At 32.7% G+C, this 25,307-nt stretch carries 28 protein-coding genes; 19 read left to right on the plus strand and 9 right to left on the minus strand.

Annotation, left to right across the window (positions count from 1 at the left end; translation table 11 throughout):
- Positions 1 to 41 precede the first annotated feature (41 nt).
- Both SJY34_RS15680 and SJY34_RS15685 read right to left on the minus strand, forming a co-directional pair.
- The gene (locus tag SJY34_RS15680) at positions 42 to 392 is read right to left on the minus strand and encodes a hypothetical protein (protein ID WP_400077273.1); all 351 of its coding nucleotides are present in this window, start codon (positions 390 to 392) and stop codon (positions 42 to 44) included.
- Positions 393 to 592: 200 nt separating this feature from the next.
- Complete coding sequence (locus tag SJY34_RS15685; RefSeq protein ID WP_400077275.1) at positions 593 to 1,105, minus strand: fasciclin domain-containing protein; 513 nt, start codon at positions 1,103 to 1,105, stop codon at positions 593 to 595.
- A gap of 128 nt (positions 1,106 to 1,233) precedes the next feature.
- Between SJY34_RS15685 and SJY34_RS15690 the strand changes: the two genes are divergently transcribed.
- The 14 genes from SJY34_RS15690 (at position 1,234) to SJY34_RS15755 (ending at position 13,920) form a co-directional block, all read left to right on the plus strand.
- Positions 1,234 to 1,788 (plus strand): RNA polymerase sigma factor, encoded by a 555-nt coding sequence (locus SJY34_RS15690; protein ID WP_400077277.1) that lies wholly within the window; start codon positions 1,234 to 1,236, stop codon positions 1,786 to 1,788.
- The gene (locus tag SJY34_RS15695; protein ID WP_400077278.1) at positions 1,788 to 2,576 is read left to right on the plus strand and encodes an anti-sigma factor domain-containing protein; all 789 of its coding nucleotides are present in this window, start codon (positions 1,788 to 1,790) and stop codon (positions 2,574 to 2,576) included. The genes SJY34_RS15690 and SJY34_RS15695 overlap by 1 nt, the downstream gene beginning before the upstream one ends.
- Before the next feature lie 50 nt (positions 2,577 to 2,626).
- On the plus strand, positions 2,627 to 3,127 hold the full coding sequence (locus SJY34_RS15700; protein WP_400077280.1) for a DinB family protein: 501 nt from the start codon (positions 2,627 to 2,629) through the stop codon (positions 3,125 to 3,127).
- Complete coding sequence (locus SJY34_RS15705) at positions 3,127 to 4,674, plus strand: phospholipase D family protein (protein WP_400077281.1); 1,548 nt, start codon at positions 3,127 to 3,129, stop codon at positions 4,672 to 4,674. The genes SJY34_RS15700 and SJY34_RS15705 overlap by 1 nt, the downstream gene beginning before the upstream one ends.
- A gap of 204 nt (positions 4,675 to 4,878) precedes the next feature.
- A complete protein-coding gene (locus SJY34_RS15710; RefSeq protein ID WP_400077283.1) occupies positions 4,879 to 5,454 on the plus strand; it encodes a hypothetical protein in 576 nt (191 codons plus the stop codon).
- A gap of 148 nt (positions 5,455 to 5,602) precedes the next feature.
- The gene (locus SJY34_RS15715; RefSeq protein ID WP_400077285.1) at positions 5,603 to 6,442 is read left to right on the plus strand and encodes a DUF4886 domain-containing protein; all 840 of its coding nucleotides are present in this window, start codon (positions 5,603 to 5,605) and stop codon (positions 6,440 to 6,442) included.
- Between the two features lie 290 nt (positions 6,443 to 6,732).
- Positions 6,733 to 7,854, plus strand: coding sequence for a helix-turn-helix domain-containing protein (locus tag SJY34_RS15720; protein ID WP_400077287.1), 1,122 nt, complete (start codon positions 6,733 to 6,735; stop codon positions 7,852 to 7,854).
- A 104-nt stretch (positions 7,855 to 7,958) separates the two neighbouring features.
- Positions 7,959 to 8,978 carry a S41 family peptidase gene (locus tag SJY34_RS15725; RefSeq protein ID WP_400077289.1) on the plus strand — a complete coding sequence of 340 codons (1,020 nt, stop codon included), beginning with the start codon at positions 7,959 to 7,961 and terminating at the stop codon, positions 8,976 to 8,978.
- 148 nt (positions 8,979 to 9,126) lie between these two features.
- Entirely contained in the window at positions 9,127 to 9,585 is a 459-nt protein-coding gene (locus SJY34_RS15730; protein ID WP_400077291.1) for a hypothetical protein, read from the plus strand.
- Positions 9,586 to 10,012: 427 nt separating this feature from the next.
- Complete coding sequence (locus SJY34_RS15735) at positions 10,013 to 10,366, plus strand: 6-phosphogluconate dehydrogenase (RefSeq protein ID WP_400077293.1); 354 nt, start codon at positions 10,013 to 10,015, stop codon at positions 10,364 to 10,366.
- A 91-nt stretch (positions 10,367 to 10,457) separates the two neighbouring features.
- Positions 10,458 to 11,243 carry a hypothetical protein gene (locus tag SJY34_RS15740; protein ID WP_400077294.1) on the plus strand — a complete coding sequence of 262 codons (786 nt, stop codon included), beginning with the start codon at positions 10,458 to 10,460 and terminating at the stop codon, positions 11,241 to 11,243.
- Between the two features lie 30 nt (positions 11,244 to 11,273).
- Positions 11,274 to 12,095, plus strand: a complete 822-nt coding sequence (locus tag SJY34_RS15745; protein ID WP_400077296.1) for a hypothetical protein — start codon at positions 11,274 to 11,276, stop codon at positions 12,093 to 12,095.
- 113 nt (positions 12,096 to 12,208) lie between these two features.
- Positions 12,209 to 12,436 (plus strand): hypothetical protein, encoded by a 228-nt coding sequence (locus tag SJY34_RS15750; protein ID WP_400077298.1) that lies wholly within the window; start codon positions 12,209 to 12,211, stop codon positions 12,434 to 12,436.
- Complete coding sequence (locus SJY34_RS15755) at positions 12,433 to 13,920, plus strand: pyridoxal phosphate-dependent decarboxylase family protein (RefSeq protein WP_400077300.1); 1,488 nt, start codon at positions 12,433 to 12,435, stop codon at positions 13,918 to 13,920. The genes SJY34_RS15750 and SJY34_RS15755 overlap by 4 nt, the downstream gene beginning before the upstream one ends.
- Before the next feature lie 19 nt (positions 13,921 to 13,939).
- Here the strand turns inward: SJY34_RS15755 and SJY34_RS15760 are convergent, their stop codons facing one another.
- The 6 genes from SJY34_RS15760 to SJY34_RS15785 all read right to left on the minus strand — a co-directional run bounded on the left by SJY34_RS15760 (position 13,940) and on the right by SJY34_RS15785 (position 20,011).
- Complete coding sequence (locus tag SJY34_RS15760) at positions 13,940 to 14,845, minus strand: TIGR01777 family oxidoreductase (RefSeq protein WP_400077302.1); 906 nt, start codon at positions 14,843 to 14,845, stop codon at positions 13,940 to 13,942.
- A 54-nt stretch (positions 14,846 to 14,899) separates the two neighbouring features.
- Positions 14,900 to 15,607 carry a phosphoribosylanthranilate isomerase gene (locus SJY34_RS15765; protein WP_400077303.1) on the minus strand — a complete coding sequence of 236 codons (708 nt, stop codon included), beginning with the start codon at positions 15,605 to 15,607 and terminating at the stop codon, positions 14,900 to 14,902.
- Between the two features lie 118 nt (positions 15,608 to 15,725).
- Positions 15,726 to 16,511, minus strand: a complete 786-nt coding sequence (gene trpC, locus SJY34_RS15770) for an indole-3-glycerol phosphate synthase TrpC (RefSeq protein WP_400077305.1) — start codon at positions 16,509 to 16,511, stop codon at positions 15,726 to 15,728.
- A gap of 73 nt (positions 16,512 to 16,584) precedes the next feature.
- A complete protein-coding gene (gene trpD, locus SJY34_RS15775; RefSeq protein ID WP_400077307.1) occupies positions 16,585 to 17,580 on the minus strand; it encodes an anthranilate phosphoribosyltransferase in 996 nt (331 codons plus the stop codon).
- A gap of 112 nt (positions 17,581 to 17,692) precedes the next feature.
- Positions 17,693 to 18,259 (minus strand): anthranilate synthase component II, encoded by a 567-nt coding sequence (locus SJY34_RS15780; protein WP_400077309.1) that lies wholly within the window; start codon positions 18,257 to 18,259, stop codon positions 17,693 to 17,695.
- Between the two features lie 351 nt (positions 18,260 to 18,610).
- Positions 18,611 to 20,011: an anthranilate synthase component I family protein gene (locus SJY34_RS15785; protein ID WP_400077311.1), complete on the minus strand. Its 1,401-nt coding sequence runs from the start codon at positions 20,009 to 20,011 to the stop codon at positions 18,611 to 18,613.
- Positions 20,012 to 20,358: 347 nt separating this feature from the next.
- Between SJY34_RS15785 and SJY34_RS15790 the strand changes: the two genes are divergently transcribed.
- From SJY34_RS15790 to SJY34_RS15810, 5 genes are all read left to right on the plus strand, one after another.
- Positions 20,359 to 20,907, plus strand: a complete 549-nt coding sequence (locus SJY34_RS15790; protein ID WP_400077313.1) for a redoxin domain-containing protein — start codon at positions 20,359 to 20,361, stop codon at positions 20,905 to 20,907.
- Between the two features lie 79 nt (positions 20,908 to 20,986).
- Positions 20,987 to 21,598, plus strand: coding sequence for a thioredoxin family protein (locus SJY34_RS15795; protein WP_400077315.1), 612 nt, complete (start codon positions 20,987 to 20,989; stop codon positions 21,596 to 21,598).
- A 120-nt stretch (positions 21,599 to 21,718) separates the two neighbouring features.
- The gene (locus SJY34_RS15800; protein WP_400077317.1) at positions 21,719 to 22,036 is read left to right on the plus strand and encodes a rhodanese-like domain-containing protein; all 318 of its coding nucleotides are present in this window, start codon (positions 21,719 to 21,721) and stop codon (positions 22,034 to 22,036) included.
- An 8-nt stretch (positions 22,037 to 22,044) separates the two neighbouring features.
- Positions 22,045 to 22,455 (plus strand): rhodanese-like domain-containing protein, encoded by a 411-nt coding sequence (locus tag SJY34_RS15805; protein WP_400077319.1) that lies wholly within the window; start codon positions 22,045 to 22,047, stop codon positions 22,453 to 22,455.
- 141 nt (positions 22,456 to 22,596) lie between these two features.
- Entirely contained in the window at positions 22,597 to 24,570 is a 1,974-nt protein-coding gene (locus SJY34_RS15810) for a cytochrome c biogenesis protein CcdA (protein ID WP_400077321.1), read from the plus strand.
- On the opposite strand, the gene SJY34_RS15815 is transcribed toward SJY34_RS15810, so the two are convergent.
- On the minus strand, positions 24,571 to 25,299 hold the full coding sequence (locus tag SJY34_RS15815) for a nitroreductase family protein (RefSeq protein ID WP_400077323.1): 729 nt from the start codon (positions 25,297 to 25,299) through the stop codon (positions 24,571 to 24,573). It abuts the gene before it with no gap.
- Between the last annotated feature and the right edge of the window lie 8 nt (positions 25,300 to 25,307).

The following is a 25,307-nucleotide window of genomic DNA, read 5'->3' on the forward strand; positions in this document are numbered from 1 at the left end:
TTTTATTATTAAGATGAGCTTGGATTTTTCAATGCATTGAATCAATCAGTCATCTTTTCAAATAAAACTTTTGCCTTTGCTTTAGCCTCGGTATCGAAATAGAGCTCATAACCAATTAAGAGGGTCACTCGTTTTGTCTCCCCTTTTTTAATCGCTATAGTTTTAATGATTTTTCCCTTTTGTTGAACTCTAATAGAGAATTCTTTTTCGCCTATATTTTCGACTATTGCAAAAGAATTCTGTCCGTAAAATGGGTTTATAGCACCATCTTGACCTTCACCCTTTCCTGTTATGCACATGCTTTGTGAAGCTTCTAGTTCAAGTTCTGCTTGGGCTTCCATATTAAATTGTGTAAACAATGAAAGACAACATATTAAAATCAGTGTTTTCATAAGGTTTTATTTTTTATTGAATGTTATAAATAAGATATGTACTAAAAAAGCACTTACCGCAATGTAAGTGCTTTTCCGTTCATAGCAATTTTATCTCTAAAATCGCGTCGCTATTAATCAATCATCATCAATCAACCAAAACATAATTAATAACTATGTAATAATGCTCATAACTAACACTATTATAAACTAAAAACTCATTATTTAGGCATTACTACAGTATCGATAACATGAATCACGCCATTGTCAGCTGTGACATCTGTTGCAGTAATTTCACTGTAATTTCCTGCTTCGTCTTTCAACCAGATTTTTCCGTCTTTAGACATTACAGTTAATACCGCTCCGTTTAAAGCTTTCACCTCTACTTTTCCGTCTCCTTTTTTCAATGCAGCAACAACATCGCTAGCCATTAATTTTGAAGGGATAACGTGGTACGTTAATATATTTGCTAATGTAGATTTGTTTTCTGGCTTTAATAAATTTGCTAAAGCATCTTTATCGATTTTAGCAAAAGCATCGTTTGTTGGTGCAAATACGGTAAATGGTCCATCTCCTTGTAAAGCTTCTACTAAATCTGCTGCTTTTAAAGCGGCTACTAAAGTTGAAAAATCTTCATTTCCTACAGCTACATCTACTAATGTGCCCTGAGCAGTTGCTGTTTGGTTAAATGTTAAGGCTAAGAATGTGGTTAAAATAAAAACTAATTTTTTCATGATTTTTTAAATTATTGGTTAAACTATTACGGCACTTATTTCGTTTTTGAAGTGCTTTCATCTATATTTACACAGACACGTTTGCTCTGGATGAGCAACACTTTACTTTTAGGAAATCTTTAACATTAATGCAAAACGATAACGCACTTATTCAACAATTAAAAAACAGGGATGAGCGTGCGCTGTCAGTTTTATACGATAAGTATTCTGGTGCTATATATGGAGTCATTATTAAAATGATTCGCGATGAAGGCAAAGCACAAAATCTTTTACAAGACACCTTTATGACGGTTTGGGATAAAGCCGAAAAATACGATGCTGATAAAGGCCGTTTTTACACTTGGGTGTACCGCATTGCAAAAAACAAAACGTTAAATGTGCTCAGAAAAACAGATCCGCTCATCCAAACGGATGATTTTAGTGTACATACTAATAAAGAAGATGCTATTAGTATAGATTCAGAGTATTTAGAACTCAATGGAGCGGTAAAAAAATTAGAAGATCACCACAAAGAAGCCATAGAGCTCGTTTACTTTAAAGGATTAACGCACAGAGAAGCACATTTAGAAATGGATGTGCCTTTAGGTACGTTTAAATCTTACGTGCGCCAAGCCTTAAAGCAGGTTAGAGACACCTATTCCAAGACCTTAAGTCTCATATTACTAATACTAAATGCGCTATGATGATGGATAAGAAGACGCTGTTAGAAGATGGATTATTAGAGCAATATTTGCTCGGAGAACTCAACGCAAACGAATGCGATCAGATTGAGCAAATATTGGCATCTGATGCTGAACTGAAAGCACATTTCGATACCTTAGAACAAGATTTTGAAACAATCGGCTTAGAAAATGCCATTATGCCTCCAGCTGCAGTAAAGTCAGAATTATTAGAACACATTAAAACCTCAAAAACGAACGCTCCTAAAGTAGTGACGCTAAATAAAAAGAGCAATACTAAATTTTATTTGGGCATAGCTGCAAGTGTTGCTGCGCTATTAATGGTTGGTAGTTTTTGGATGTACTCGCAGCTCAATGATGTAAAAGAACAATTGCATATTGTTGAAATGAACAATACAGAGCTCAACTCAACGATCGAAGTTTTAAATGTAAAGCTAAAAGAGAATAATGCATCGTTCAACGCTATTGTAAATCCAGATACAGAACAATACATTTTAAAAGGTAATGCGTCTTTACCAGAGGCGAAAGTGGTGAGCTATGTCAATCATCAATCAAAGTCGGTGATTATTAATACAGAACGTTTACCAAAATTAGATGCTGAGCACGACTACCAAATGTGGGCAGATGTAGAGGGAGTTATGATTGATATGGGAGTGATCTCTAAAGATAAAACGATTATGACCATGGCCTATATCGATGATGCCGAATCGCTTAATATTACCATAGAACCTGCTGGTGGAAATGATCATCCGACAGTTGAACGTTTAGTGACCAATGTCTATCTGAGATAATTTTATGGTGTTTTTCTAAGACCAAAGGAGATTCATAAGAGTGAATTAAAATGAATGACTTAATTCAGAATATTATTCGTCAATTACAGGATATTCAATCTGGTAAACTCTGGATTGGAAGTAGCTATAATAGTAAATTGAAACATATCGACCCTGAACTTGTTTTTACACGACCTCACGAGCATATGCATAGTATTGCAGAACTCATTTCGCACCTTACATTATGGCGAAAAGAATGTATCTTAAAAATCGAAACAGGAAAAGGAAGTAAAACAGATGATTGTGAGGAGAATTGGCTTCCTAATGATAAGCTTAAAGCGATTGGTTGGGAGACCTTAAAATCTGAATACGATAATAGCCTATTAATGCTCATTGATTTACTCAACGCAAAAGACGATGATTTCCTTTCGGTAACATATTATGATACAGATTTTAAAGACTATTATGACTATGCCTTTGTTTTAAATGGTATGGTACATCATGATATTTATCATTTAGGCCAACTAGGTTGGACTATTAAATTCTTAAAAGACGCACAAAAAAGTACCTGATGAATTCGACTCAACCAATTTTTAAATTTACAGGTTTTTTTATCATAATTTTGTTTGTACTAATAGGTTGCAAAGATGAGCCTGAGGTCATTTTAGAAACCGATTTTTGCTCCAAAATACATAGAGACGATAGTATGTCATTATCAAAAGAATTAGAAGACATTGCAGAACAAATGACCACCAAGACAGGTGTTTACGTTTTAGAAGATGGTAGTGGTTCTATGGTGGCTAGAGCATGGCTCACCGAAAATGCTGAAGAGACCATAGATATTCAATATTTTATTTTCTCTACAGACAACGTCGGACTAATTGCTTGTGATTATTTGGTAAGAGCAGCAGATCGTGGAGTAAAAGTGCGTATTCTAGTCGATGATATTATGGTCGATGCAGATATACAAGACATATTAACCTTTGCCTCTCACGAGAATATTACCGTAAAAATTTATAATCCTGGTGTTAATCTCGGGAAAAACATCTTAGACAAAATACAAAAGTTTGCTACCGATTTTAGAGCTGCTAATCAACGTATGCACAACAAGACTTTTATTGTGGATGGTAAAGTGGTCATTACAGGAGGGCGTAATATCGCAGACGAATATTTTGACTACGACCACGAGTATAATTTTAGAGATAGAGACATTCTATTATTAGGAAAAACGTCTGAAACCGTAAGCACGTCTTTTAATCAGTTTTGGAATAGTGAACTCAGTGTAGATGTAAATACCGTCGTTGATGAAGACCCTAAACATGCAGATGACGAAAATAAGTTTGAAAAACTGCATGAATATGCTTGTAATCCAGCAAATTTTTGGCCACAAGTAAGAGAACGTATCGCTGCATTACCAGAAACTTTTGAAATCATAAAAGCCTCAGGTAGATTAGTATGGTTAGATGATGTTGAATTCATCTCAGATGATCCCGGTAAAAATGATGGAGAAGATGGTTTAGGTGGAGGAGGCATCTCAACGACTGCCTTAGTTGATTTGGTTAAAAATGCCAAGTCCTCGATTGAGATACAAACCCCTTATTTAATTACCACCGAGTTATCTCAAAACCTATTTAAAGACGCTGTAGATCGTGGAGTAAAGATTAGAATACTTACCAATAGTTTAGCGTCCACAGATAATGTAGAAGCCTTTAGCGGTTATCAAAAAGACAGAAAAACATTATTAGAAACAGGAGTAAGAATCTTTGAGTTTAGACCAGATGCAGAAGAGCGTACTAGAATAATGACTGGTGAATTACAAGAACAATTAGAGCATAAACCCATATTTGGCTTGCACTCAAAGTCTATGGTTATAGATGATAAAATAACAGTCATTGGTACCTTTAACCTCGATCCAAGAAGTGCTAATTTAAATACAGAATGTATTGTGGTTGTAAACTCAGAACAGGTCACCAAAGGGGTTTTAGAAGGTATGGAGATAGAGTTTCTACCCGGAAACTCTTGGGAAACCACTTTAGATTTTAACCCAGATGCTGAGGTGGATAACTACAAGCGTTTAAAAACCTGGACACGTAAGATTTTACCTAAGTCTATTTTGTAGTCCTAAAATTCTAATCTTATTTTTTTTTGAAATATACGTAGTTCTACGTATAGATTTCTTGATGTTATTGTTTAGCTTTATAACTTATAAAAGAAACTAAAAAGTTGTGTTATCCCTTAAATATTTTGGGATAAAACAAACAAAAGTTATTATATAACAAGTTCTCTACAAGTTTTAACAAAACACTAACCAAAATTTATAATTATGAAAAAATTATTTTATTTATTAATTGCGATTTCAATCGCTTCTTGCAAAAGCATTAAACCTTCCGATATTAATCCAAATATTGAAAAGGATTCTGCAAAAGAAATTACTGATGTTTCAGAAAAAATTAGTTTTGAATTGGACTCAATTCTTAAAGTAACAAAAGGGGAAATCCAAATTGAACAAAAAGGATATTTTCAAGTTTGCGCAAATGTAAAAGGTTGGCAAAAAATAACTGAATTTAGAAATCAAAGTAATTTCTTTATGGACGGAAGTCAAGCTGGTTATTGGTATTCAGACAATAAAAAATTCGATATAGTTGGAATAAAGCATCGAGATGGTCGCCATCCATTTCCATATAAAAATGCTATGGCATTGATTGTTGCAGTTCAAACTGTTTCAAGTGGACAAGTAAATTATTATGAATTTACAAGAGATGAGTTTGGTAATTTAAATGATATATGGATTGGTGTTTCTAATGGCTTGATTCGAGTTTATGGAATGGTTAACGATTGGCAGGCTCGAGGTTTAGGAGACAATAGAGGCTGTTTAAAAGTATACGCAGGTTATTGGTAAAAAACCTGTAGAGAACACCGTGTATAATTCATTGCTAGTTAAAGCCTATCTACGAAAGTCCTCGCGGTCTTTCTATTCGGTTTGTATTTGCTAAATTAGTTACTGAAACACGCAACGAAATCAAACACAAACACGTTACCTGTAATTTATGAAAAACATCCTTCTAATCATTATAGCCTTTACAATTATCAGTTGTAAATCTCAAAATCAAAAGTCAACTGAAAAACTTAACGTTCTTTTCGTTGGAAATAGCTTTACTTTTTACCACGAAATGCCACAAATGGTTCAAACAATGCTCAATGAAACAAATCCAAATATCCAAATTCATCAAAGTACTTTTCCCGGTATGTTTCTTCTCGACCACCTTGAAAAAACAATTATATCAAGAGATGCAGAAAGTATTAATGTTCGAAAGAAAAAGGATACAGAGGTCACAGAAACCGAAATAAAATTGTCTGAAAGAAAATGGGATGTTATTATTTTACAAGAGGGAACTGTAAGAGTGATGATACCTGAATTAAGAAATTATAAAGTTGACTCTGCAATAAAAAAAATTAAAGCATTTGTAAATAATCCAAATTGCAGATATATTTTATTCAGTACTTGGGCTTCAAAAAGTGAATATCCATTAGAATATTGTTATCCAGGTATGTTAATTGACCTGACATTAGAGAAAGAAGAAGAATATTGTTCTGAAAACATAGAAAATTTGGAACAGCACAATGATATTATTAATTCAGTATATCAAGAATTAGCAGATAATAATAAAATTGAAAGGTCAAATCACACTAATCTATTCTTAAATATTCGCAAAGAGCATCCTGAAATTGAATTATTTGATGATTCATTTCATCCTTCAGTTTACGGTTCTTTCCTAAGTGCTTGCGAATTTTATCAACTCTTAACAGATAAAAATGCCAGTGGAATAAAATATAATGGTGGTATTGAATCAGATTTAGCTGGAATATTAAAAAAAACAGCAGAATAAAAACTACAGGTAACATCGTGTATAATTCATTGCTAGTTCTAGTCTATTTACGAAAGTCCTCGCGGACTTTCTATCTGTGATTTATTTGCTAACTTTAATGCTTAAACACGCAACGAAATCATAGACTAGACCGTTACCCACAATGCTGACCTATCCTGTACAAAATCTAAACTAAACATTAATTATGTTTAAAAATAAAATTGATATTGTTTTATCCTAGTAAATCTTTACAAAGAACTTTATGAGATAGAATAATTGATCATATTTTATTTATAAGCCTAGTAAAAAACATGGATTTAAACTATAATTTTTTAAACATTATAATACTTTTTGGAGCGATACAAGGGTATGTATTATGCATATCAATTTACAATAGAAAGGAAATAAATAAAGTATCGGTTTTTATGTTTATTTTGTTCTTATTCAGTTTAGCTTTTTTAAACATGATTTATGCTTTTCTAGATTTAAACTTATTTCAATATTATAGGCCATTGCACTTATTCCCTTTTCCTTATAAATGGCTAATTGGACCAGCATTCTACTTTTACATTAAAAGTCAGTTAGTTGATAGAAATGAGAATCCATCTTATAAAAAGGAATGGTTCTTATTTATTCCAGCCTTATTATATGGATGTGTAAGATTATATTGGTTTATTATCTCCGTTAGTGAGAATAGTTATAGAATAACACAAGATATAGTTGATTCAAATTATTTTAGAATTCAAGAAGTCGCATATTTATTATATACTATAATTCTTGGAATATTAGCTTTTATGTTCTTAGTTAAGAAAAAAAGAGTCATTAGCAATCAACCAAAAACAATAAAAACTATTGGTTGGTTAATGGGTTTTATTATTCTATTTATAATTATACATATTATAGCTGTTTTACTTTTTTCAATAGATTTAATAATCCATAATGGTCAAGAAACATTTCAATTCTTATATCCTATCTTAATTATTAACGTTGCATTTATTTACTGGATTGGCATTATAGGTTTTACAAAACCAAAACAATTGTTCAATGTTTTTAAAATCGAAAATACATTTAAAAAAGAGATTAAAGAAAAAGAGATTTCTGAGAAATTAAATATAGTAATCCATGAGAACGAAGTTTATAAAAACCCAAGTTTAACATTAGAACAATTGGCTTTGATAATAGAAATTTCGCCTAGAGAACTCTCAAAATATATTAATGAGATACATCAAATGAATTTTTCTGAATTCTTAAATTTTCATCGCATCGAAAAAATAAAAGAGCTATTAATTTCTCCTGATTCCAAAAAATATAAAATTGTAACGTTAGCTGAAAATGCGGGTTTCAGCTCAAAATCCTCTTTCAATGCTATCTTTAAAAAAATGATTGGCGTAACTCCTTCTACGTACAAAAAACAACATTACAATAAAAAATAAAACGTCCAACATACAGTATATTGGACGTTAAACATCTCCTATATTGTGTTTTAACACTAATAAATATACATCTTTGTTGTAACAAAACATAGTTACCCACCATTATGAAAAAACCTTGGAAATACATTTTAGTATTCTTTCTGATTTCAAATTCATTCACTTCTTGTGCACAAAAATCAGAAACCGAATTGACTCTCGATAAAATAATTGAACATGCAGAAAATAATTCTCTCTATCGAAAAAATGTAGATTGGACTTCTCTCAAAAAAGAAATGTATGCTTTGGTTAAAAACGCTGATTCTGTTTCTCAATTAAAACCTGCTCTTAATTTAATGTTGAAAAAGTTGAATGATACTCACGGGCGTGTTTTTTACAATAATCAAGTTTTATCGTATTATAATGGAGAAATAAAGGAACATCAGAAAAATATAGATATAGCCATTTACAATGAAATTCAATCAGGTCAAGTCTATGAATTCAAGGCTTCAATTATTGAGAACGATATTGGTTATGTAAGAATTGTTGGACTCCCAGTTGGAGATAATGAAAAAATGTCATCCGAAATCCAAAATTCTATTTGTGAGTTAATTCAAAAAGGTGCTAAAAAATGGATTATTGATTTAAGATATAATGGAGGTGGAAATATGTTTCCAATGGTTGAAGGAATATCAAATATTATCGGAGATGGAATTGTTGGTGGTACAAAAGGTGTTACAATACAAGAAAGTTCTGTTTGGCAAATTAAAAATGGAGATTTTTTTTATGATGAACAAACAGTTGCATTAGAAAATAAATGTCCAATTACAGACAAACAGAAGGTTGCAGTTCTAACAAGTGTTTATACCGCTAGTTCTGGAGAAGCTTTAGCTGTTATTTTAAAAAAGCGTGTAAAAACAAAATTTTTCGGGAATATTACAATGGGAATGATAACTGCAACCGATTGGAAACAAATAGACAGTTTAACTGCAATGTCAATATCTGTTAGTTATTATAAAGATCGTGAGAATAATCTATACAACCAATATGTTGATGTTGATGAAATTATTGAGTTTGAGCCAAAAGCAGAAATAAACAAAGACAAAGGAGTAAGTCGAGCAATTGAATGGTTAAATGAACAGAAATAACTATGGGTAACACCGTGTATAATTAATTGCTTTGGCAAGTGCTTATTTGGAAAATTCCTTCGGAATTTTCTATCTATGATTTGTTTGCTAACTTAGTTGCTTAACCACGCAACTAACCATACACAAACACGTTGCCATTAATACCTAAATGAAATTAAACTATCAACTTACTAACTCGGATTTTTTAGAGTATCAGCTATATACATCTTCAAAATCTGAATCACATAAAAAGAGACGCAGGAATAATAGATTTATAGGTCCAATTGTAATAATATTATATGGACTCTACACAATAAAAAAGGATGAAAATTATGCTGGAATAATCATTTCAGGAATTTTAGCAATTTTATGGTTTTTATTCTATCCCAAATATTCTAAATCAAGATACGAAAGACATTTCAAAAAACACGTTGAGGAAAATTATATAAATCGGATTAACAAACCTGTTGAAATTGACTTTGATGAAAATTCCGTGAATGCCAAAGACTTTACATCTGAAAGTAAAATAATCGGGACTGAACTCAAAGAACTAATAGAAACGAAAGATCATTTCTTCATTAAACTGACAACTGATTTATCTTCTGATTGTACCGAAACACTCGATTGAAAATCAAACGGAATTTAAAAAATGTGTGACTGAATTAGGAGCTGAATATGTTGACGAACTGAATTGGAAATGGAAATAAAAGTACTAATGGCAACACCGTGTATAATTAATTGCTAGGTCACTGCCGACTCACGAAAATTCCGCTGGAATTTTCTATCTGTGATTTGTTTGTTAACTTAGTTGCTTAACCACGCAACTAACCTTACGCAAAATCTGTTAGCCCCTCGCTGGCGCTCGTTTGTAACGAGTGCGCGTAACAGTAAGCAAAACAATTAGAATTTAAATCCTTAACGGCATTCGTAACAGACAAGCGCCAGCAGTTTTAGAAAAACCTAGTAAAATTCTGAGTTGAACTTCCTTGAATTTACAATAACAATTTTATCCTTAAAATAGTTTAAATTTGAATCAACTTTCAATTTAATTGATAATGAAATTCTTATTCAAAATATTTATTGGTGTCTTACTTATTTTTGTGGCTTACCTATGTTTTGCTTACTTCGTAACATATAGCGAAGGAGTTCGATCTGGTGATTTAGTTAAATTCAGTAAAAAAGGGGTGATTTTTAAAACATGGGAAGGGAAATTGAGTCAGGGTGTATCAGAGGAGTTGCAGTTTAATTTTTCTGTCGAAAAAGGTGACCAAGAGGTTATAGATGAACTTCAAAATCTTCAAGGGACATTTGTGAAACTTACCTATATTGAACGCTATCAAAGCCTTTTCTGGTTAGGTGATACCAAATACTTTATTAAGAAAGTAGAAAAAATACAACGATCTGAGTAACGACATTTTAATTTATATTGAAGATTAATCGTCCTTCGCTGACGCTCATCTGTAATAAGTACTATAACTCATAACTACAATTCAAGAACCCATGATAAGAAAAGTTACTACACTTATACTAATAGCAATGCTTTCAATGATATCGAATGCTCAAGAGAAATTCGAAATTACTAGAGAAAATAAAACGTCTGAGCATGAGTTAGGTCTAAACAAGTACTCATTTGTGCATCATGTTTGTCCAGATTCATTTTTTATGACCGAATTATATCATAATTTAGATTATGATGAAATGGCAACCATTGTTAAGGATGTTTATGAAGGTGTGACTTTTAAAGAGAATGTTCTGGTTACTCATAAAGACGTAAAACCAGCAGCAGCAAAGTTGCTTTACTATGTTCAAGATAGCCCAAAAGCAGGAAATATCTTTATCATGTTTACTAATTTTAGCAATTCAACACGTCAATTTGAAGAGAAACCAGACCCAAAAGATCAGTTAGCACGCTGGTATTATCTTAAAGATGATCGTTTGGTATATAGAAAAGATGTGTTTTCTGCTGAAACAGAAAAACTGAAGTTAGAATCGGATCGAAAATCGGATATCATTAAGTATTATTTATTTGATGATAATGCGGAGAACGATGATAAAATCAAACCCTTAATTGACGAGATATTAAATGCGGAAGATGAAGGTCCTGATTATTATTTTGCAAAGATTTATCAGATACAACACTATTTAATGAATAATGAGGTTGAGAAGGCAGGAAAAGCTTTAGAACTCCTTGAAACTTATTTTGCTTTGAATATGGAAATCCCAAGAAATCAAAAAATTTATCTTCTTATGTTAAAGGCAGAGTATGAAGTTATGAAACGATTATAAACTAAAGCTGTTTAAAATTAATTATTAGAGATGAAAATAGAAAAATACAATCAAAAGTTATTAGCGGTTTTAGGGACCGTTGCTGTACTGTTTTTAATGGTTGGTTTAATAGCATTTATTATACTTTCAATACAAGATTATAATAGATTTAACCATGACGACATTGAAACGGGCATATTATCAGAAGAAAAAATTGAAGCGCTGCAAAAGGAGAATAAGCGAGAACAAGTCATCTCTTATGAAACTCCCAAACTAATAGATACGTTAAATTCAATTTATATTATTCCTGTTTCGCATAAAACCCTAAATGAAAAAGAGGATATTAGTGGGCTTCTAAATGCATATTCTGGTGCAGAGGAATTTTATGAAAAGCCAGACAAAAGATATTCTAGAGGATTTTATGGAGCTTTTAACAATGTGATTATTTATAATCCAAAAGCTGGCACAAACAAAAAGCTATTTGATAAGCGTATAAATTTTAACGACATCTACACGGAGTATTTTGACAGTGAGATTCTATTACTGATCATGGCTTCTGAAAAGGATACATACAAAGATGGTGTAATAAACCTAAATGATTTTAAGTCAATTTATATCTATTCATTTAGCCAAGATAAAATTGAGAAAGTTGGAATTGAAGGTATGGATGTTCACGATTATAAATTTGTAAATAATAGCAAAGATTTGATTATCGAATTTGGAATAGATAAAAATAATGATGGACAATATGAAAAGTATAATGAACCGACTTTACTAAAGAAATATGATTTTTTAAGTGGGCAATTAACTGATATTGTTGACCTAAAAATAAATTCGGAATTGCAGAAAATGTTAGAAGGAACAAAAAAATAATCTGTCAGAATACAATAACATTAGTATAAGTTAGCTTATTAGAGCATAATTAACCTGACTTTATTCCAAACAAGCACGCCAACTCTCGTATCTTGCAGTAATAAACTAGCTTTATGAAACTTAACTTATTATCCTGCGATGCGCAGCGACCAGATAAAAGAGCCATAGCCAAATGTATTGTGGAGATTTCAATATCCATAAATACATCATTGGCTAATGAACTTACAGATATACTTTTAGAAGGCGACGCAGTAGATATTGAGGTAAACGATAAAAACTCAGGTTCTGCTTTAAGAGCCTTACGCAAACTCAGTATTGATTATGAAATTATAGAAGGATGAGCAAACGTAAAAATTCAATTGAAATTAACAAGGCTGTATTTCGAAAAATGGGCTATGAACTCATTGACACTATTTCAGATTTTCTTGATACGATTTCTGAACAACCAGTCACAACATCTAAATCTCCAAAAGAATTACAAAACCTATTAGGTGATTTATCATTACCAAAACAAGGAGTGCCAGCAGACCAGTTATTAGCATCGACTTCAAAATTATTATTTGATAATTCACTGTTTAATGGTCATTCTAAATTCTTTGGCTTTATAACATCATCTGCTGCACCAATTGGAGCGTTAGCAGATCTGTTAGCGGCTTCGGTAAATCCAAATGTTGGTGGCCAAATACTAAGTCCGATGGCAACAGAAATAGAAAAGCAAACCATTAAATGGTTAGCAGAATTTATTGGTGTCTCACCAAGCTATGGAGGCGTTTTAGTGAGTGGAGGCAACATGGCAAATTTTACGGCATTTTTAGCAGCAAGAACTGCAAAAGCGCCTAAAAATATTAAAGAAAATGGGCTTTCTAATAATTCTAAACAGCTAATAAGTTACTGTTCAAAATCTACACATACTTGGATTGACAAAGCGGCAATTTTATTTGGTCATGGCAGTAATTCAATTCGTTGGATTGAAACAGATTCATCAAATAAAATGAATATTAATAGTTTAGAGCAAACTATAAAAGAAGATTTAGAACAAGGGCATCAACCATTTATAGTTGTTGGTACTGCAGGAGATGTAAGTACTGGTATTGTGGATAATCTAGAAGCTATTGCTACTATTTGTAAAACACACGATTTATGGTTTCATATAGATGGTGCTTACGGAATTCCTGCTGCAATTATCCCTGAATTAAAGGAGCTGTTTAAAGGTGTTGAAGATGCTGATTCTATTGCTTTAGATCCACATAAATGGTTGTACAGTCCATTGGAAGCGGGATGTACTTTGGTGAAAAACCCAAAACATTTGATTGATACTTACAGCTCACATCCCGAATATTATAATTTCAGTTTAACCGAAGAAGGAGGTTCTCTAAATTACTTCGAATACGGACTTCAGAATTCTCGCGGATTTAGAGCTTTAAAAGTGTGGCTAGCATTACAACAAATAGGAAGTGAGGGATATGTAAAGCTCATAAAAGAAGATATTGAGTTATCTAAATACTTCGCTGAATTAGCAAAAAACCATCTTGAACTAGAGTCTATAACTCAAAATTTGAGTATTACTACACTTAGGTATATCCCTGAACATCTCGAACTGAAAGGTGAAAAAAGAACAGAATATTTAAATACGCTTAACGAATCATTAGTCAATACATTACAAGCAGGTGGTGAACTCTTTTTATCTAATGCCATAGTCGAGGAACAATATTGTATGAGAGCATGTATAGTTAACTTTAGAACGACAAAAAAAGATATTGAAGAATCCGTTGACATCATTGTAAAAGAAGGTCGGAAAATTCACTTAGCTCTAAAGAAAAGTTAGATTGAGCATTAGATTTGATTTATCCCAACAAATCCTCTAAAGCAGGTTTCAAATTAGCAAACTTAAAATTAAACCCTTCAGTTTCAATTTTTTGAGAACTGACACGTTGGCTTTCAAATAAAAGCATGTGCATTTCACCCAAAGCCAGTTTCATAGCAAACTTTGGAATATTCGGTAAAATTAACGGACGGCTTAAAACACGTGCTGCTGCTTTAGTTAATTCTTTATTGCTTACTGCATTTGGCGCTACGCCATTATAGATACCTTCAAACTTGTTTTGCAAGGCAAATACAAAAAGTGCTGCTAGATCTTCAACATGAATCCAGCTTTGCCATTGTTTGCCACTTCCAAAAGCTGCTCCTGCACCAAGTTTAATAGGTTTCACAATTTCTGGTAATGCACCTCCATCTTGAGCTAAAACCAAACCAATTCTAATTTTTGCAACTTTACAGCCCAAGGCTTTAAAGCCATCAACTGCGTCTTCCCATTCGTTCACTACTTTGCCTAAAAAGGATTCTGAAACTTCAGAATTATCTTCTTCGTAGTAATTGACTAAACTTGTTGGGTAAATACCAATAGCACTTGCCGAAACGACGTGGTCTATTTTATAATTATGGGTTTTAATAGTGTTTTGTAAAAGCGTTGCTGTTTTAGTTCGGCTTTCTAAGACTTCTTTTTTGTACTCATCTGTCCAGCGTTTAGAAATAGAAGCTCCAACCATATTAATGATCGCGGAAACACCTTTAAAACAGTTGTGGTCTATCTCGTTGTTGTTTGGGTTCCAGTAAAAACCTTTATAGTTATCTTCTTTACTAAGCTTAGATTTTGAAGTAGTTAAATAGTGAACATTTATGCCTTTAGCATGACATTGTTTTACAATTTCCTGCCCAATTAATCCTGTCGCTCCTGTTATTAAAACCGTCATTTTACCTTTTTATGTAAAGATACGAAAGGATAAAATCTTGGGTGTAGACTTTAGTTAGGATTTAACGTTTACGATGATATCATCTATAAACTGTTTTAATAAATCCACATCTTTTAAACCAGCTTCTATTTCAAACTTGCTATTTACATCCAAAGCATAGCAGTATTTGGAAGCGGGACTTTTTTGAAATGCTTTTATTTTTTCAACTTCATCGATACCTATACCACCACTTAAAAAATAGGGTTTTGTTGATGGATAATCTGTGAGGACATTCCAATTAAAGGTATAACCGTTTCCGCCAGGTAATTTTCCTTTGGTATCGAATAAGTAATAGTCACAAACGTCTTCGTAGTCTTTTAGAATAGAAAAATCAAATTTGTCTTTAATACTGAAAACTTTTATGATTTCAATTGAACTGTCATTGCGAGACTTTTTTGGAAAGTCGCGGCAATCTGCCTCTTGGGATGAGATTACGTCGTCGCTTCGCTTCTCATAATGACGTTTTAGTTTAGCGCAATACTCTGGTGATTCATGTCCATGCAACTGAACGGCTTTTAGATCGAATTCATTAATTTTTTCTATAACAACCTCTAAGTCTTCATCCACAAAAACACCTACTTTTTTTATGTTATCTGATAGATCAGGAATACTTGTGTTAAAATGTCGTGCTGATTTTTCGTAGAATATAAAGCCTAAGTAGTCTGGTTGCAGATTTGCAACTTCAGCAGTATTATATTTCATGCCGCAGACTTTTAGTTTCATTTTATTCTCGCGAAAGCGGGAATCTCACCACACTTCTTTTTTTTTGTCATTCCTGCGAAGGCAGGAATCTATTTACTTTTATCTTTATTGTGGATTCCTGCCTTCGCAGGAATGACAGTTATTTATTCAATTTGTTTATAAACGTTTTTGCACTTTCCCCTGGATTATCAGTCTTCATAAAATTCTCGCCTATTAAAAAGCCTTTATAACCATAAGGTTGTAATTCTTTAATAGCTTCTACTGAACTGATGCCACTTTCTGAAACTTTTACAAAGTCATTAGGAATTTGCTCACTTAATAATTTTGAAGTTTCTAGACTCACTTCAAAGGTTTTAAGATTCCTATTATTAACACCTAACATATCCAATGAAGGCATTATAGACTTTTGCAATTCTTCTTCGTTATGGACTTCGAGTAAAACATCTAAATCAAGACTTTTTGCCAGTTTTGAAAATTGTATAATCTCTTTCCTAGTCAAAATAGCTGCGATTAATAAAATAACATCAGCTCCGTAACTTTTAGCTTCTAAAACTTGATAATCATCAATGATAAATTCTTTTCTTAAAAGTGGGAGATTACAACTCGCTCTTGCTACTAGTAAATCGTCTAAAGAGCCACCAAAGTATTTTCCATCGGTTAAAACGGACATACCACAAACACCTGCGTTTTCATAACCACGAGCAACGTCTTGTACATTTAAGCTTTGGTTTATGACAGATTTTGAAGGTGAGCGTCTTTTGTGTTCTGCTATAATGCCTGAGGTGCTTGCTCTTAAGTTCTGAGCCATAGAGTAGGTGTCACGTTCAAATAAAACGGATTGTTCTAATTGACGTATCGGAATTAGTGATTTTCTTAAATCAACCTCTTTGCGTTTGTCTTTTACTATTTTGTCTAGGATATTCATTTTTTCAGTCTTCAGTCTTCAGTCTTCAGTCTTCAGCGAGCAAACTGCTTACTGTGGACTGCTTACTGCGAACTTATTTATTACTCAACTCAATCAATTTATCTAAACTCGCTTTCGCGTTTCCACTTTCTAATGACTCTTTAGCCATTCCAAATCCTTCTTTATGTGAAATTTGTTTCGCTGTTGCTATTGCTAACCCTGCATTTGCGCAAACGACATTATTTTGTGCTTCGGTTCCTTTTCCGTCAATTATTTTGGTAAATAGGTCTGCAGCTCCTTTTACTGTATGTCCACCAAAAATAGCAGATTGTTCTATTTGCGAGACACCCAAATCTTGAGGTTCGAATAAGGTTTCGGTTGCGTTTGATATCACTTTCGTTTTTCCAGTTAATGAAATTTCATCATAACCATCTAAAGCATGTACAACCGCATAATTCTTATCTGTTTCTTGATATAAATAACCATACAGTCTCAATAATTCGAGATTAAACACACCAACCATTTGGTTTTTAGGAAATGCTGGATTTACCATTGGTCCTAACATGTTAAAGAAGGTTTTTACTCCTAATTCTTTTCGGATAGGCGCCACATTTTTCATTGCTGGATGAAATAATGGAGCATGTAAAACACAAATACCGGTTTCGTCTATACTGCGTTTAAGAAAGTCGATATCATTGGTGAATTTAATGCCTAAATATTCCATCACATTAGACGATCCACAAGCAGATGACACTCCATAATTACCATGTTTAGTAACCTTAACGCCAGCACCTGCTGTAACAAAAGAAGATAGTGTTGAAATATTGAAGGTGTCTTTACCATCTCCACCTGTGCCACATAAATCAATGGTGTTATAACCTTCTAGATTAACAGGAATACATAGTTCTAGTAAAGCATCCCTAAAACCTCTAAGTTCTTCAAGCGTTATGCTACGCATCATGTAAACGGTTAGGAATGATGCAATCTGACTTTGATTGTATTTCCCTAATGATATATTAACTAAAACATCTTTGGCTTCTTCTGCTGAGATGCTTTCTTGGTTAATGAGCCTGTTGAGTAGTTGTTTCATAGTTCTATTGCTTCGTCAGGTCGAGTGAAATTCTTTTTTAGAATTTTGTATCGAGACCTAATGCTTCTCGATACAATTTTTTCATGCTTCAAAAATCACTCGAAGTGACGTTTTAATTATTCAACCAATTTTCTAAAATCGTTTTTCCATTTGGTGTTAATACTGATTCAGGATGATATTGTACCCCTTTCACATCGTAAATTCTATGTCTTAGCGACATAATTTGCCCGTTTTCGTCATAAGATGTTGCTTCCAAACTATCTGGTAAGTCTGTATTTACCACCCAAGAGTGGTAACGGCCAACTTCAAAAGTTTTACCAAGTCCGTTAAAAAGATTTTCATCATCAACAGAAAGTGTAACGTTTGTGGCTACACCATGGTAAACCGTATCTAAATTCTCTAGAGTACCTCCAAAGACTTCTCCAATGGCTTGTTGTCCTAAACACACACCTAAAATACTTTTAGTAGGAGCATAGGTCGCTATTATTTCTTTTAATAAACCAGCTTCATCAGGAATTCCTGGACCAGGTGATAAAACGATCTTATCAAAGCTATCCACTTCCTCGATAGTTAGTTTGTCATTTCGTTTTACTGTTACATTACGATCTAAATCCTCTAAATAGTGGACAAGGTTATAGGTGAAACTGTCGTAATTATCTATTACTAATACTTTTTTCATTTTATGCTGAACTTGTTTCAGTATCTAATTCCGCGTTAGCCGGAATCTTAATTAATTAAATTTTTTTTATTTCTGTTCATTTTGCCTTGATGCAAACTGCGAAGCACATCATGAGCTCCACAAAATAAACATCCGCGAATAAACGAACCAAAAAATCACAATCAAAATTAGGAAATTGCTAAAGCAACATTCACTTTCAGAACTTCGTGCTTGAGGCTGCGCCTCGCATCTTCGTTCTTTCGTTAATTATTTCTGAATTTTGATGATTCCGACTTTGTCGAAATTTGGGACTTTCATATTTTTTTACTTTTGTTTTAAACCCTAACATATTTTTATTTGCTTACTGCTTACTCATATATCCTTCGCCTGCTCAATAGCTTTTGTTAAAGCTCCAAGCTTATTATATACTTCTTGTAATTCACTTTCTGGATTAGATTTAGCTACTAATCCTGCACCAGCTTGCCAGAATAATTTATGATTTTTACTTAAGAATGTTCTAATCATTATGGCATGATTAAAATTACCTTCAAAATCCATAAAACCAATGGCTCCTCCATAATAGCCTCGACTTGTTTTTTCATATTTTTCAATAAGTTGCATGGCCATATGTTTTGGCGCTCCGCTCAAAGTTCCTGCAGGAAATGTGTCTGCAACCACTTGCATAGTGTCTGTATCTTTATGTACAGTCCCTGTAACCTTACTGACTATATGAATAACATGAGAAAAGAACTGAACTTCTCTATAATTTTCTACCGTAACGTTACTTCCGTGTCTGCTGAGGTCATTTCGTGCTAAATCGACTAGCATCACATGTTCACTATTTTCTTTTTCATCCGCTATTAATTTCTCTGCTATTTGGGCATCCTTTAAGTCGTTTCCAGACCGTTTAAAAGTGCCAGCAATGGGATGAATTTCAGCTTTGCTATCACTAACAATAAGTTGCGCTTCTGGTGAGCTTCCGAATATTTTAAAATTCCCATAATCAAAGTAGAATAGGTATGGAGAAGGGTTTATACTTCGCAATGCTCTATATACATTGAATTCATCACCACTAAATTCTTGAGAAAACTGTTTTGATAATACAAGTTGAAATACATCACCTCTTGCACAATGTTTTTTTGCCAACTCAACATGTTGTTTGTATTCATTATCAGTAAGGTTAGACTCAATTTCTCCTTTTGGATTAAAATCGTAAGAAGCATACTGTCTGGTCTGAATTAACTGTAAAATCTCATCAATATTATTTTCAGTATCGAAACAATGTGCAAAAATATAAGCTTCATTTTTAAAATGATTTATGGCAATAATATTTTGATAAACTGCGTAATATATCTCAGGGATTTTTAAAGAATTCTCTTTTTCCGAAATTTCAATATCCTCAAAGTATTTTACTGCATCGTAAGCTGTATAACCAAAAATACCATTGTTTATAAACTTAAATGTATCATTCGAATCGACTTTAAAACGCTGTGTGAATTTGTGAATTTCATCAACAACACCATCGTTATCTATAAAATTAGATTTAGAACTTCCATCTGGATACGTTTGCGAAATAGTTCCACCTTCAACTTTTATTGAGGCAATTGGATTACAGCAGATGTAAGAAAAGCTATTGTCATTGGCATGATAATCACTACTCTCTAATAAAATACTATTAGGAAACTTATCTCTAATTTTTAGATAAATGCTAACAGGAGTAATGGTATCTGCCAATATCTTTTTGTAATGTGTGTATAGACTATATGTTTTCATCTTTATGCTGAACTTGTTTCAGTATCTCGTTTAAATTAAAAAAAGGCCTGTCGTGAATGACAAGCCTTTTTTTATATGTTTTACATACCAAGGGTTATTTCACGAACATGCGTTTGAGAAATTCCACCACCAAGTATGATTTGTTATTGTTTTCATTTGAATGTCAAATATAGAGATGATAATTCGCTTTTTCAAACAATTTATCTTTAAATATTTATTTTTATTTAATGTAAGATAGAACATCCTTAATCTATGATTAGTGATTTAATGAAGTTTTGAAATAGATGTTTAAATTAATTTTTTGTTAATTATTTACAGTGGTGCAAATTGATTAATAACTTTATAACATGAAACCAATGTTATTTATACTTTTATTTTCAATTTTATCATGTAAAAATGATACATCAGGTTCTGAACTTAATGAGTCTAAGGATGTGTTAGAAACCACTGCAGAGGTCGTCGATATATCTGATATAGATCTAGATATTTATGATTACGATGGTATAGAACCACTTATAAATATAAAGGACGACAAGATTCATGTAGTTAATTTTTGGGCAACATGGTGTGCACCTTGTGTAAAAGAGTTACCTTATTTTGAAGCTATACACCAAAATTATAAAGATAAAAATGTTGAGGTCTTATTAGTTAGTTTAGATTTTCCTAGGGACTATGATAAAAAGTTGAAACCATTTATGAAAACTCAGAATATCCAATCTAAAGTTGTAGCGCTTGATGATACAAATATGAATAGATGGTTACCTATGGTAAGTGAAGATTGGTCTGGTGCATTACCAGCAACTATTATATATAGCGGTGAGAAACGTCAATTCTATGAAAAGTCGTTTACAAAAGAAGAATTAGAATCTGAACTGAAACAATTTTTAAGCCTATAATGGGCATTTGGCAACTCCCAATTTTAAAGTGCCGAAAAGTTAATTTACATAAACGAAACAATTCTAAAAATTTAAAATCATGAAAAACTTAAAATTACTTGCAGTTATAGTGTTAGCACTTACATTATCTGCTTTTACAATTAATACTGATGGTGAAGGCTACAAAGTAGGTGATATTGCTACCGACTTTAGTTTAGAAAACATAGATGGGAATAAGGTATCTTTAGCAGATTATAAAGATGCAAAAGGTTTTATAGTAATATTTACTTGTAATACTTGTCCTTATGCAGTTGCGTATGAAGATAGAATTGAGGCCTTAAATAAAAAATATGAAGGTAAAGGCTATCCTGTTATTGCAATTATGCCTAACAATACTGATGTTAAACCTGGTGATAATATGGAGGCGATGAAAACCAGAGCAAAAGCAAAAGGCTTTACATTTCCGTACTTAATGGATAAGGGACAGAAAATCTATCCGCAATATGGTGCAACCAAAACACCACATGTATATATTCTTGAAAAAACAAAAAAAGGAAATGTTGTAAAGTATATAGGGGCAATTGATGATAACTACAAAGATGCTGCTGCAGTTACTGAAACTTATGCTGAAGATGCTGTTGATGCCTTATTAGGTAAACAAGAGGTAAAGGTAAAAGAGACTAGAGCTATAGGTTGTTCTATTAAGGTATAGTTTAGTTATTACTGTTTTACAGTATTTCTGTTAAAATTTAATCCGGAGTGTAACACTTCGGATTTTTTTACGTCTATATCATAAGGAAATGTTAATTTTGCGAGAGTAAAAATTATAATTATGGCGGACTTATCGCAAAATGATTGGAAAAAACAGTTGGAAGAAGACAATAATTCAGTTGTTTTAGATGTTAGAACACAAGATGAAGTAGATGAGGGAATTATTCCTAATTCAATTCATATAGATATTTATAGAGGTCAAGGTTTTATCGAAGAAATTGAAAAATTAGATAAAACTAAGCACTATTATGTGTATTGCAGATCTGGAAACCGAAGCGGACAGGCTTGTGCAATAATGAACCAATTAGGTTTTGATAGTGCCTTTAATTTAGAAGGTGGCTTTAATCAGTGGGAAGGAGAAGTGTCTCACTCAAATTAGCAGTAATCATGAAAAAATTAAATATAGTCTTATGTCTAATAGTAGCTATTGGTTTTGCTACAAGTTGCATAGACAGCAAAATTGATAATGCAGAAGTAAAGTTAGTTACCGCTGAGGAGATGCAATCTATATTGGAGTTAGAGGATGTACAATTAATTGATGTTAGAACTCCAAATGAATATGAAGAAGTTCGTATTGCTGAATCGCAAAACATAGATTTTCAATCACCAACTTTTGATGAAGACATCACAAAACTAGATAAAAATAAACCAGTAATTTTATATTGCAAGTCTGGAAGAAGAAGTGCCAAATGCGCTAAGAAATTAAAAGATGCCGGTTTTGAAAAAATATACGATTTAGATGGAGGAATTTCTAAATGGAAGCATTCCGATAAAATAAAGATTGAAGTAAAATCTTAAGTTATATCAACCGAACTTCTAGTTCGGTTTTTTTTATACCTAAAATAAAATAATCTTAATTCCTAAGGTTTTTATAAATTATACGACTGTTAACCATTAATAAAAACACATCTCTTACATTTGTGTTTTAACATTGTGTATATGAGCTCAAAAAAAGTACTCCTACTTTGCCTTTTGGCAATTTGTTTTTCATTCAATTTGTACGCTCAGGAATTAGAACCGGTAAAATGGGAATCTTCTGTTGAGAAAATTTCAGAAACCGAATTTAATCTTGTTTTCTCGGCTACTATTGATGATGGTTGGTATATGTATTCGCAAGAAGAACCTGATGGTCTGGGACCTTTACCTACTTATTTTGAGTATAAAAATCAGGATGGTAATTATAAGTTAATTGGTAAAACACTTGAGCCTAGTGTGAAGTCAAAATTTGACAAAGTCTTTGAATTAGATCTTAAAAAATTTAGTGATAAAGCTGAGTTTAGTCAACGTATAGAGTTAATTAAATCAGATTTAAGTGCTCTTGAAGTTAGTATAAATTACCAAGCCTGTGATGATGCAAAATGTATTATGCTAGATAAAGTGTTTAATTTATCACTAGATGGTTCGGTTGTTAAACAGAAAGAAGTATTTATAAACGAGAGAAGTAAACAATTAGCTGAGGAGCTTAATCTTAATATTACAGGTTGGGACAAATATGAGAAGCAAAATGTAGAAGGTAAGAGTTACTTTGCGATATTTTTTCTCGGATTTTTAGGTGGACTCATTGCCTTGTTAACACCCTGTGTTTTTCCAATGATTCCGCTAACGGTCTCGTTTTTCACAAAAAGTTCTGGAGATTCCAAAAAAGGACTATTTAACTCCATCTTGTATGGACTTTTTATCTTTTTAATCTACGTAATCTTAAGTATTCCTTTTCATGTTATGGATTCCTTAGACTCTGGAATTCTTAATACCATATCTACAAATGTTATACTAAACATTGTATTTTTTATCATTTTTGTTGTCTTTTCATTTTCCTTTTTTGGCTATTTCGAATTGACCTTACCACAATCATGGAGCGCAGCAATGGACAGTAAGGCTAACAAAATTGGAGGCTTTATGGGCATTTTCTTTATGGCATTAACTTTAGCAATTGTATCCTTTTCTTGTACTGGTCCAATTTTGGGTGGTTTATTAGGTAGTACTATGGCTTCAGATGCAAGTGCTATGCAACTTAGTATGGGCATGGGAGGTTTTGGTTTAGCCTTGGCACTGCCATTTACCTTGTTCGCAATGTTCCCAAAGTGGTTAAACTCATTACCGAAGTCAGGTGGCTGGTTAAATACAGTAAAAGTTGTTTTAGGGTTTATCGAATTAGCTTTAGCACTTAAATTCTTGTCCAATGCAGATTTAGTTGAGCATTGGGGAATTTTAAAACGTGAAGTCTTTATTGGTATATGGATTATAATTGCTATAGGATTAGCCTTATATCTGTTTGGGAAAATTAAATTCCCACATGATAGTCCACTTCAAAAATTGAGTAGAGGAAGAATTACCACTGGTATTTTAGTCATTGCATTTATAATCTACTTAATCCCAGGATTAACAAACACTAAATGGGCAAACTTAAAGTTGTTGAGTGGATTTCCACCTCCAATGTTTTATAGTTTATATGATAAAGCTTCAGAATGTCCTTTAGACCTTAATTGTTATAAAGACTTAGAAGAAGGTGTAGCTGCTGCTAAAGTAGAAAATAAGCCAATTTTATTAGATTTCACAGGTTGGGCTTGTGTTAATTGTAGGAAGATGGAAGAACAGGTATGGAGTACTTCAGAAGTGTATGATATCTTACAAGAAAGTTATGTTATTATTTCGCTTTATGTAGATGATAGAAAAGAGTTGCCTAACGAAGAACAGTTTCAATATTTAAGAACAAACGGAACTGTAAAAGATATTGAGACCATTGGTGATAAATGGGGGACTTTGCAAACGATTAATTTCCAGAATAATTCTCAGCCATATTATGCTTTACTAAATCACCAAATGGGACTTTTAAATAGTCCAAAAGGAAACACTCCTAATGAAAATGAATATTACCAATGGCTAAAAACCGGCTTAGAGAATTTTAAGAAGTAATTAAATTTTATAATAAACGTCTTCAAAAGGAAGTCTAAACCTTGGGCCATAAATACCAACGTCTTCGCGTATACCACAACCAATAACCATATTAATTTCTGCGCCTCTTGGTAAGTTAAGTATATTCTTAACTCTAAGTGTATCGCTACCTTCCATAGGACAAGTATCATAACCAATAGCGGCCATACTAATCATAAAGTTTTGTGCAGCTAAACCAGCACTTTTATGAGCAACAATGCGCATATCACTCTGGCGCGTTTGTCTATAAATGGGTTTAAATAAGCCTACAATTTGAAACACAAAAAACTTTATATAACCTAAAATCCCCAAGAAATCTGTATAGATAGTTGGTATTAGCTTACCATAATAATTAGTTGCCATCTTTTTACGTTTCAAATCACGCTCGCTTAAATCATCTTTGTCATAAACTTTGTTTAGAAAAGCAATATTGGCTTTAGCACGTTTTCGCCATAAATCTTTACGGACAACAACTACTACTAATTGCTGTGAAGTTTTTGCAGCACTTTGGTTAAAGCATGCTTCTGCTAATTGCTTTAATTTGCCTTTATCAGTTACATGATAAAACTCCCAAAGCTGAAGGTTGCTGCTTGTGGGTGCTAACGAAGCGTTGACCAAACATTGTTTTACTTTTTCTGAATCAATGGGTTCGTCTTTATATACTCTAGTTGAGCGTCTGTAGCCTATGGCTTCTGAAACTGTTTTCTCCATAAATTGAT

It is taken from the genome of Winogradskyella sp. R77965, assembly GCF_044594915.1.
GTDB lineage: Bacteria > Bacteroidota > Bacteroidia > Flavobacteriales > Flavobacteriaceae > Winogradskyella.

Bases quoted from the DNA above. Each gene is read 5' to 3' on its own strand.
- SJY34_RS15705 (WP_400077281.1), top strand. From the start codon at position 3,127: ATGAATTCGACTCAACCAATTTTTAAATTTACAGGTTTTTTTATCATA.
- SJY34_RS15780 (WP_400077309.1), bottom strand. From the start codon at position 18,259: ATGAAAAAAGTATTAGTAATAGATAATTACGACAGTTTCACCTATAAC.
- SJY34_RS15760 (WP_400077302.1), bottom strand. From the start codon at position 14,845: ATGACGGTTTTAATAACAGGAGCGACAGGATTAATTGGGCAGGAAATT.
- SJY34_RS15710 (WP_400077283.1), top strand. From the start codon at position 4,879: ATGAAAAAATTATTTTATTTATTAATTGCGATTTCAATCGCTTCTTGC.
- SJY34_RS15815 (WP_400077323.1), bottom strand. From the start codon at position 25,299: ATGGAGAAAACAGTTTCAGAAGCCATAGGCTACAGACGCTCAACTAGA.
- SJY34_RS15690 (WP_400077277.1), top strand. From the start codon at position 1,234: ATGCAAAACGATAACGCACTTATTCAACAATTAAAAAACAGGGATGAG.
- SJY34_RS15790 (WP_400077313.1), top strand. From the start codon at position 20,359: ATGAAACCAATGTTATTTATACTTTTATTTTCAATTTTATCATGTAAA.
- SJY34_RS15720 (WP_400077287.1), top strand. From the start codon at position 6,733: ATGGATTTAAACTATAATTTTTTAAACATTATAATACTTTTTGGAGCG.
- SJY34_RS15810 (WP_400077321.1), top strand. From the start codon at position 22,597: ATGAGCTCAAAAAAAGTACTCCTACTTTGCCTTTTGGCAATTTGTTTT.
- SJY34_RS15685 (WP_400077275.1), bottom strand. From the start codon at position 1,105: ATGAAAAAATTAGTTTTTATTTTAACCACATTCTTAGCCTTAACATTT.
- SJY34_RS15715 (WP_400077285.1), top strand. From the start codon at position 5,603: ATGAAAAACATCCTTCTAATCATTATAGCCTTTACAATTATCAGTTGT.
- SJY34_RS15680 (WP_400077273.1), bottom strand. From the start codon at position 392: ATGAAAACACTGATTTTAATATGTTGTCTTTCATTGTTTACACAATTT.
- SJY34_RS15740 (WP_400077294.1), top strand. From the start codon at position 10,458: ATGATAAGAAAAGTTACTACACTTATACTAATAGCAATGCTTTCAATG.
- SJY34_RS15750 (WP_400077298.1), top strand. From the start codon at position 12,209: ATGAAACTTAACTTATTATCCTGCGATGCGCAGCGACCAGATAAAAGA.
- SJY34_RS15805 (WP_400077319.1), top strand. From the start codon at position 22,045: ATGAAAAAATTAAATATAGTCTTATGTCTAATAGTAGCTATTGGTTTT.
- SJY34_RS15725 (WP_400077289.1), top strand. From the start codon at position 7,959: ATGAAAAAACCTTGGAAATACATTTTAGTATTCTTTCTGATTTCAAAT.
- SJY34_RS15795 (WP_400077315.1), top strand. From the start codon at position 20,987: ATGAAAAACTTAAAATTACTTGCAGTTATAGTGTTAGCACTTACATTA.
- SJY34_RS15785 (WP_400077311.1), bottom strand. From the start codon at position 20,011: ATGAAAACATATAGTCTATACACACATTACAAAAAGATATTGGCAGAT.
- SJY34_RS15735 (WP_400077293.1), top strand. From the start codon at position 10,013: ATGAAATTCTTATTCAAAATATTTATTGGTGTCTTACTTATTTTTGTG.
- SJY34_RS15765 (WP_400077303.1), bottom strand. From the start codon at position 15,607: ATGAAACTAAAAGTCTGCGGCATGAAATATAATACTGCTGAAGTTGCA.
- SJY34_RS15730 (WP_400077291.1), top strand. From the start codon at position 9,127: ATGAAATTAAACTATCAACTTACTAACTCGGATTTTTTAGAGTATCAG.
- SJY34_RS15755 (WP_400077300.1), top strand. From the start codon at position 12,433: ATGAGCAAACGTAAAAATTCAATTGAAATTAACAAGGCTGTATTTCGA.
- SJY34_RS15700 (WP_400077280.1), top strand. From the start codon at position 2,627: ATGAATGACTTAATTCAGAATATTATTCGTCAATTACAGGATATTCAA.
- trpD (WP_400077307.1), bottom strand. From the start codon at position 17,580: ATGAAACAACTACTCAACAGGCTCATTAACCAAGAAAGCATCTCAGCA.
- trpC (WP_400077305.1), bottom strand. From the start codon at position 16,511: ATGAATATCCTAGACAAAATAGTAAAAGACAAACGCAAAGAGGTTGAT.
- SJY34_RS15745 (WP_400077296.1), top strand. From the start codon at position 11,274: ATGAAAATAGAAAAATACAATCAAAAGTTATTAGCGGTTTTAGGGACC.
- SJY34_RS15800 (WP_400077317.1), top strand. From the start codon at position 21,719: ATGGCGGACTTATCGCAAAATGATTGGAAAAAACAGTTGGAAGAAGAC.
- SJY34_RS15695 (WP_400077278.1), top strand. From the start codon at position 1,788: ATGATGGATAAGAAGACGCTGTTAGAAGATGGATTATTAGAGCAATAT.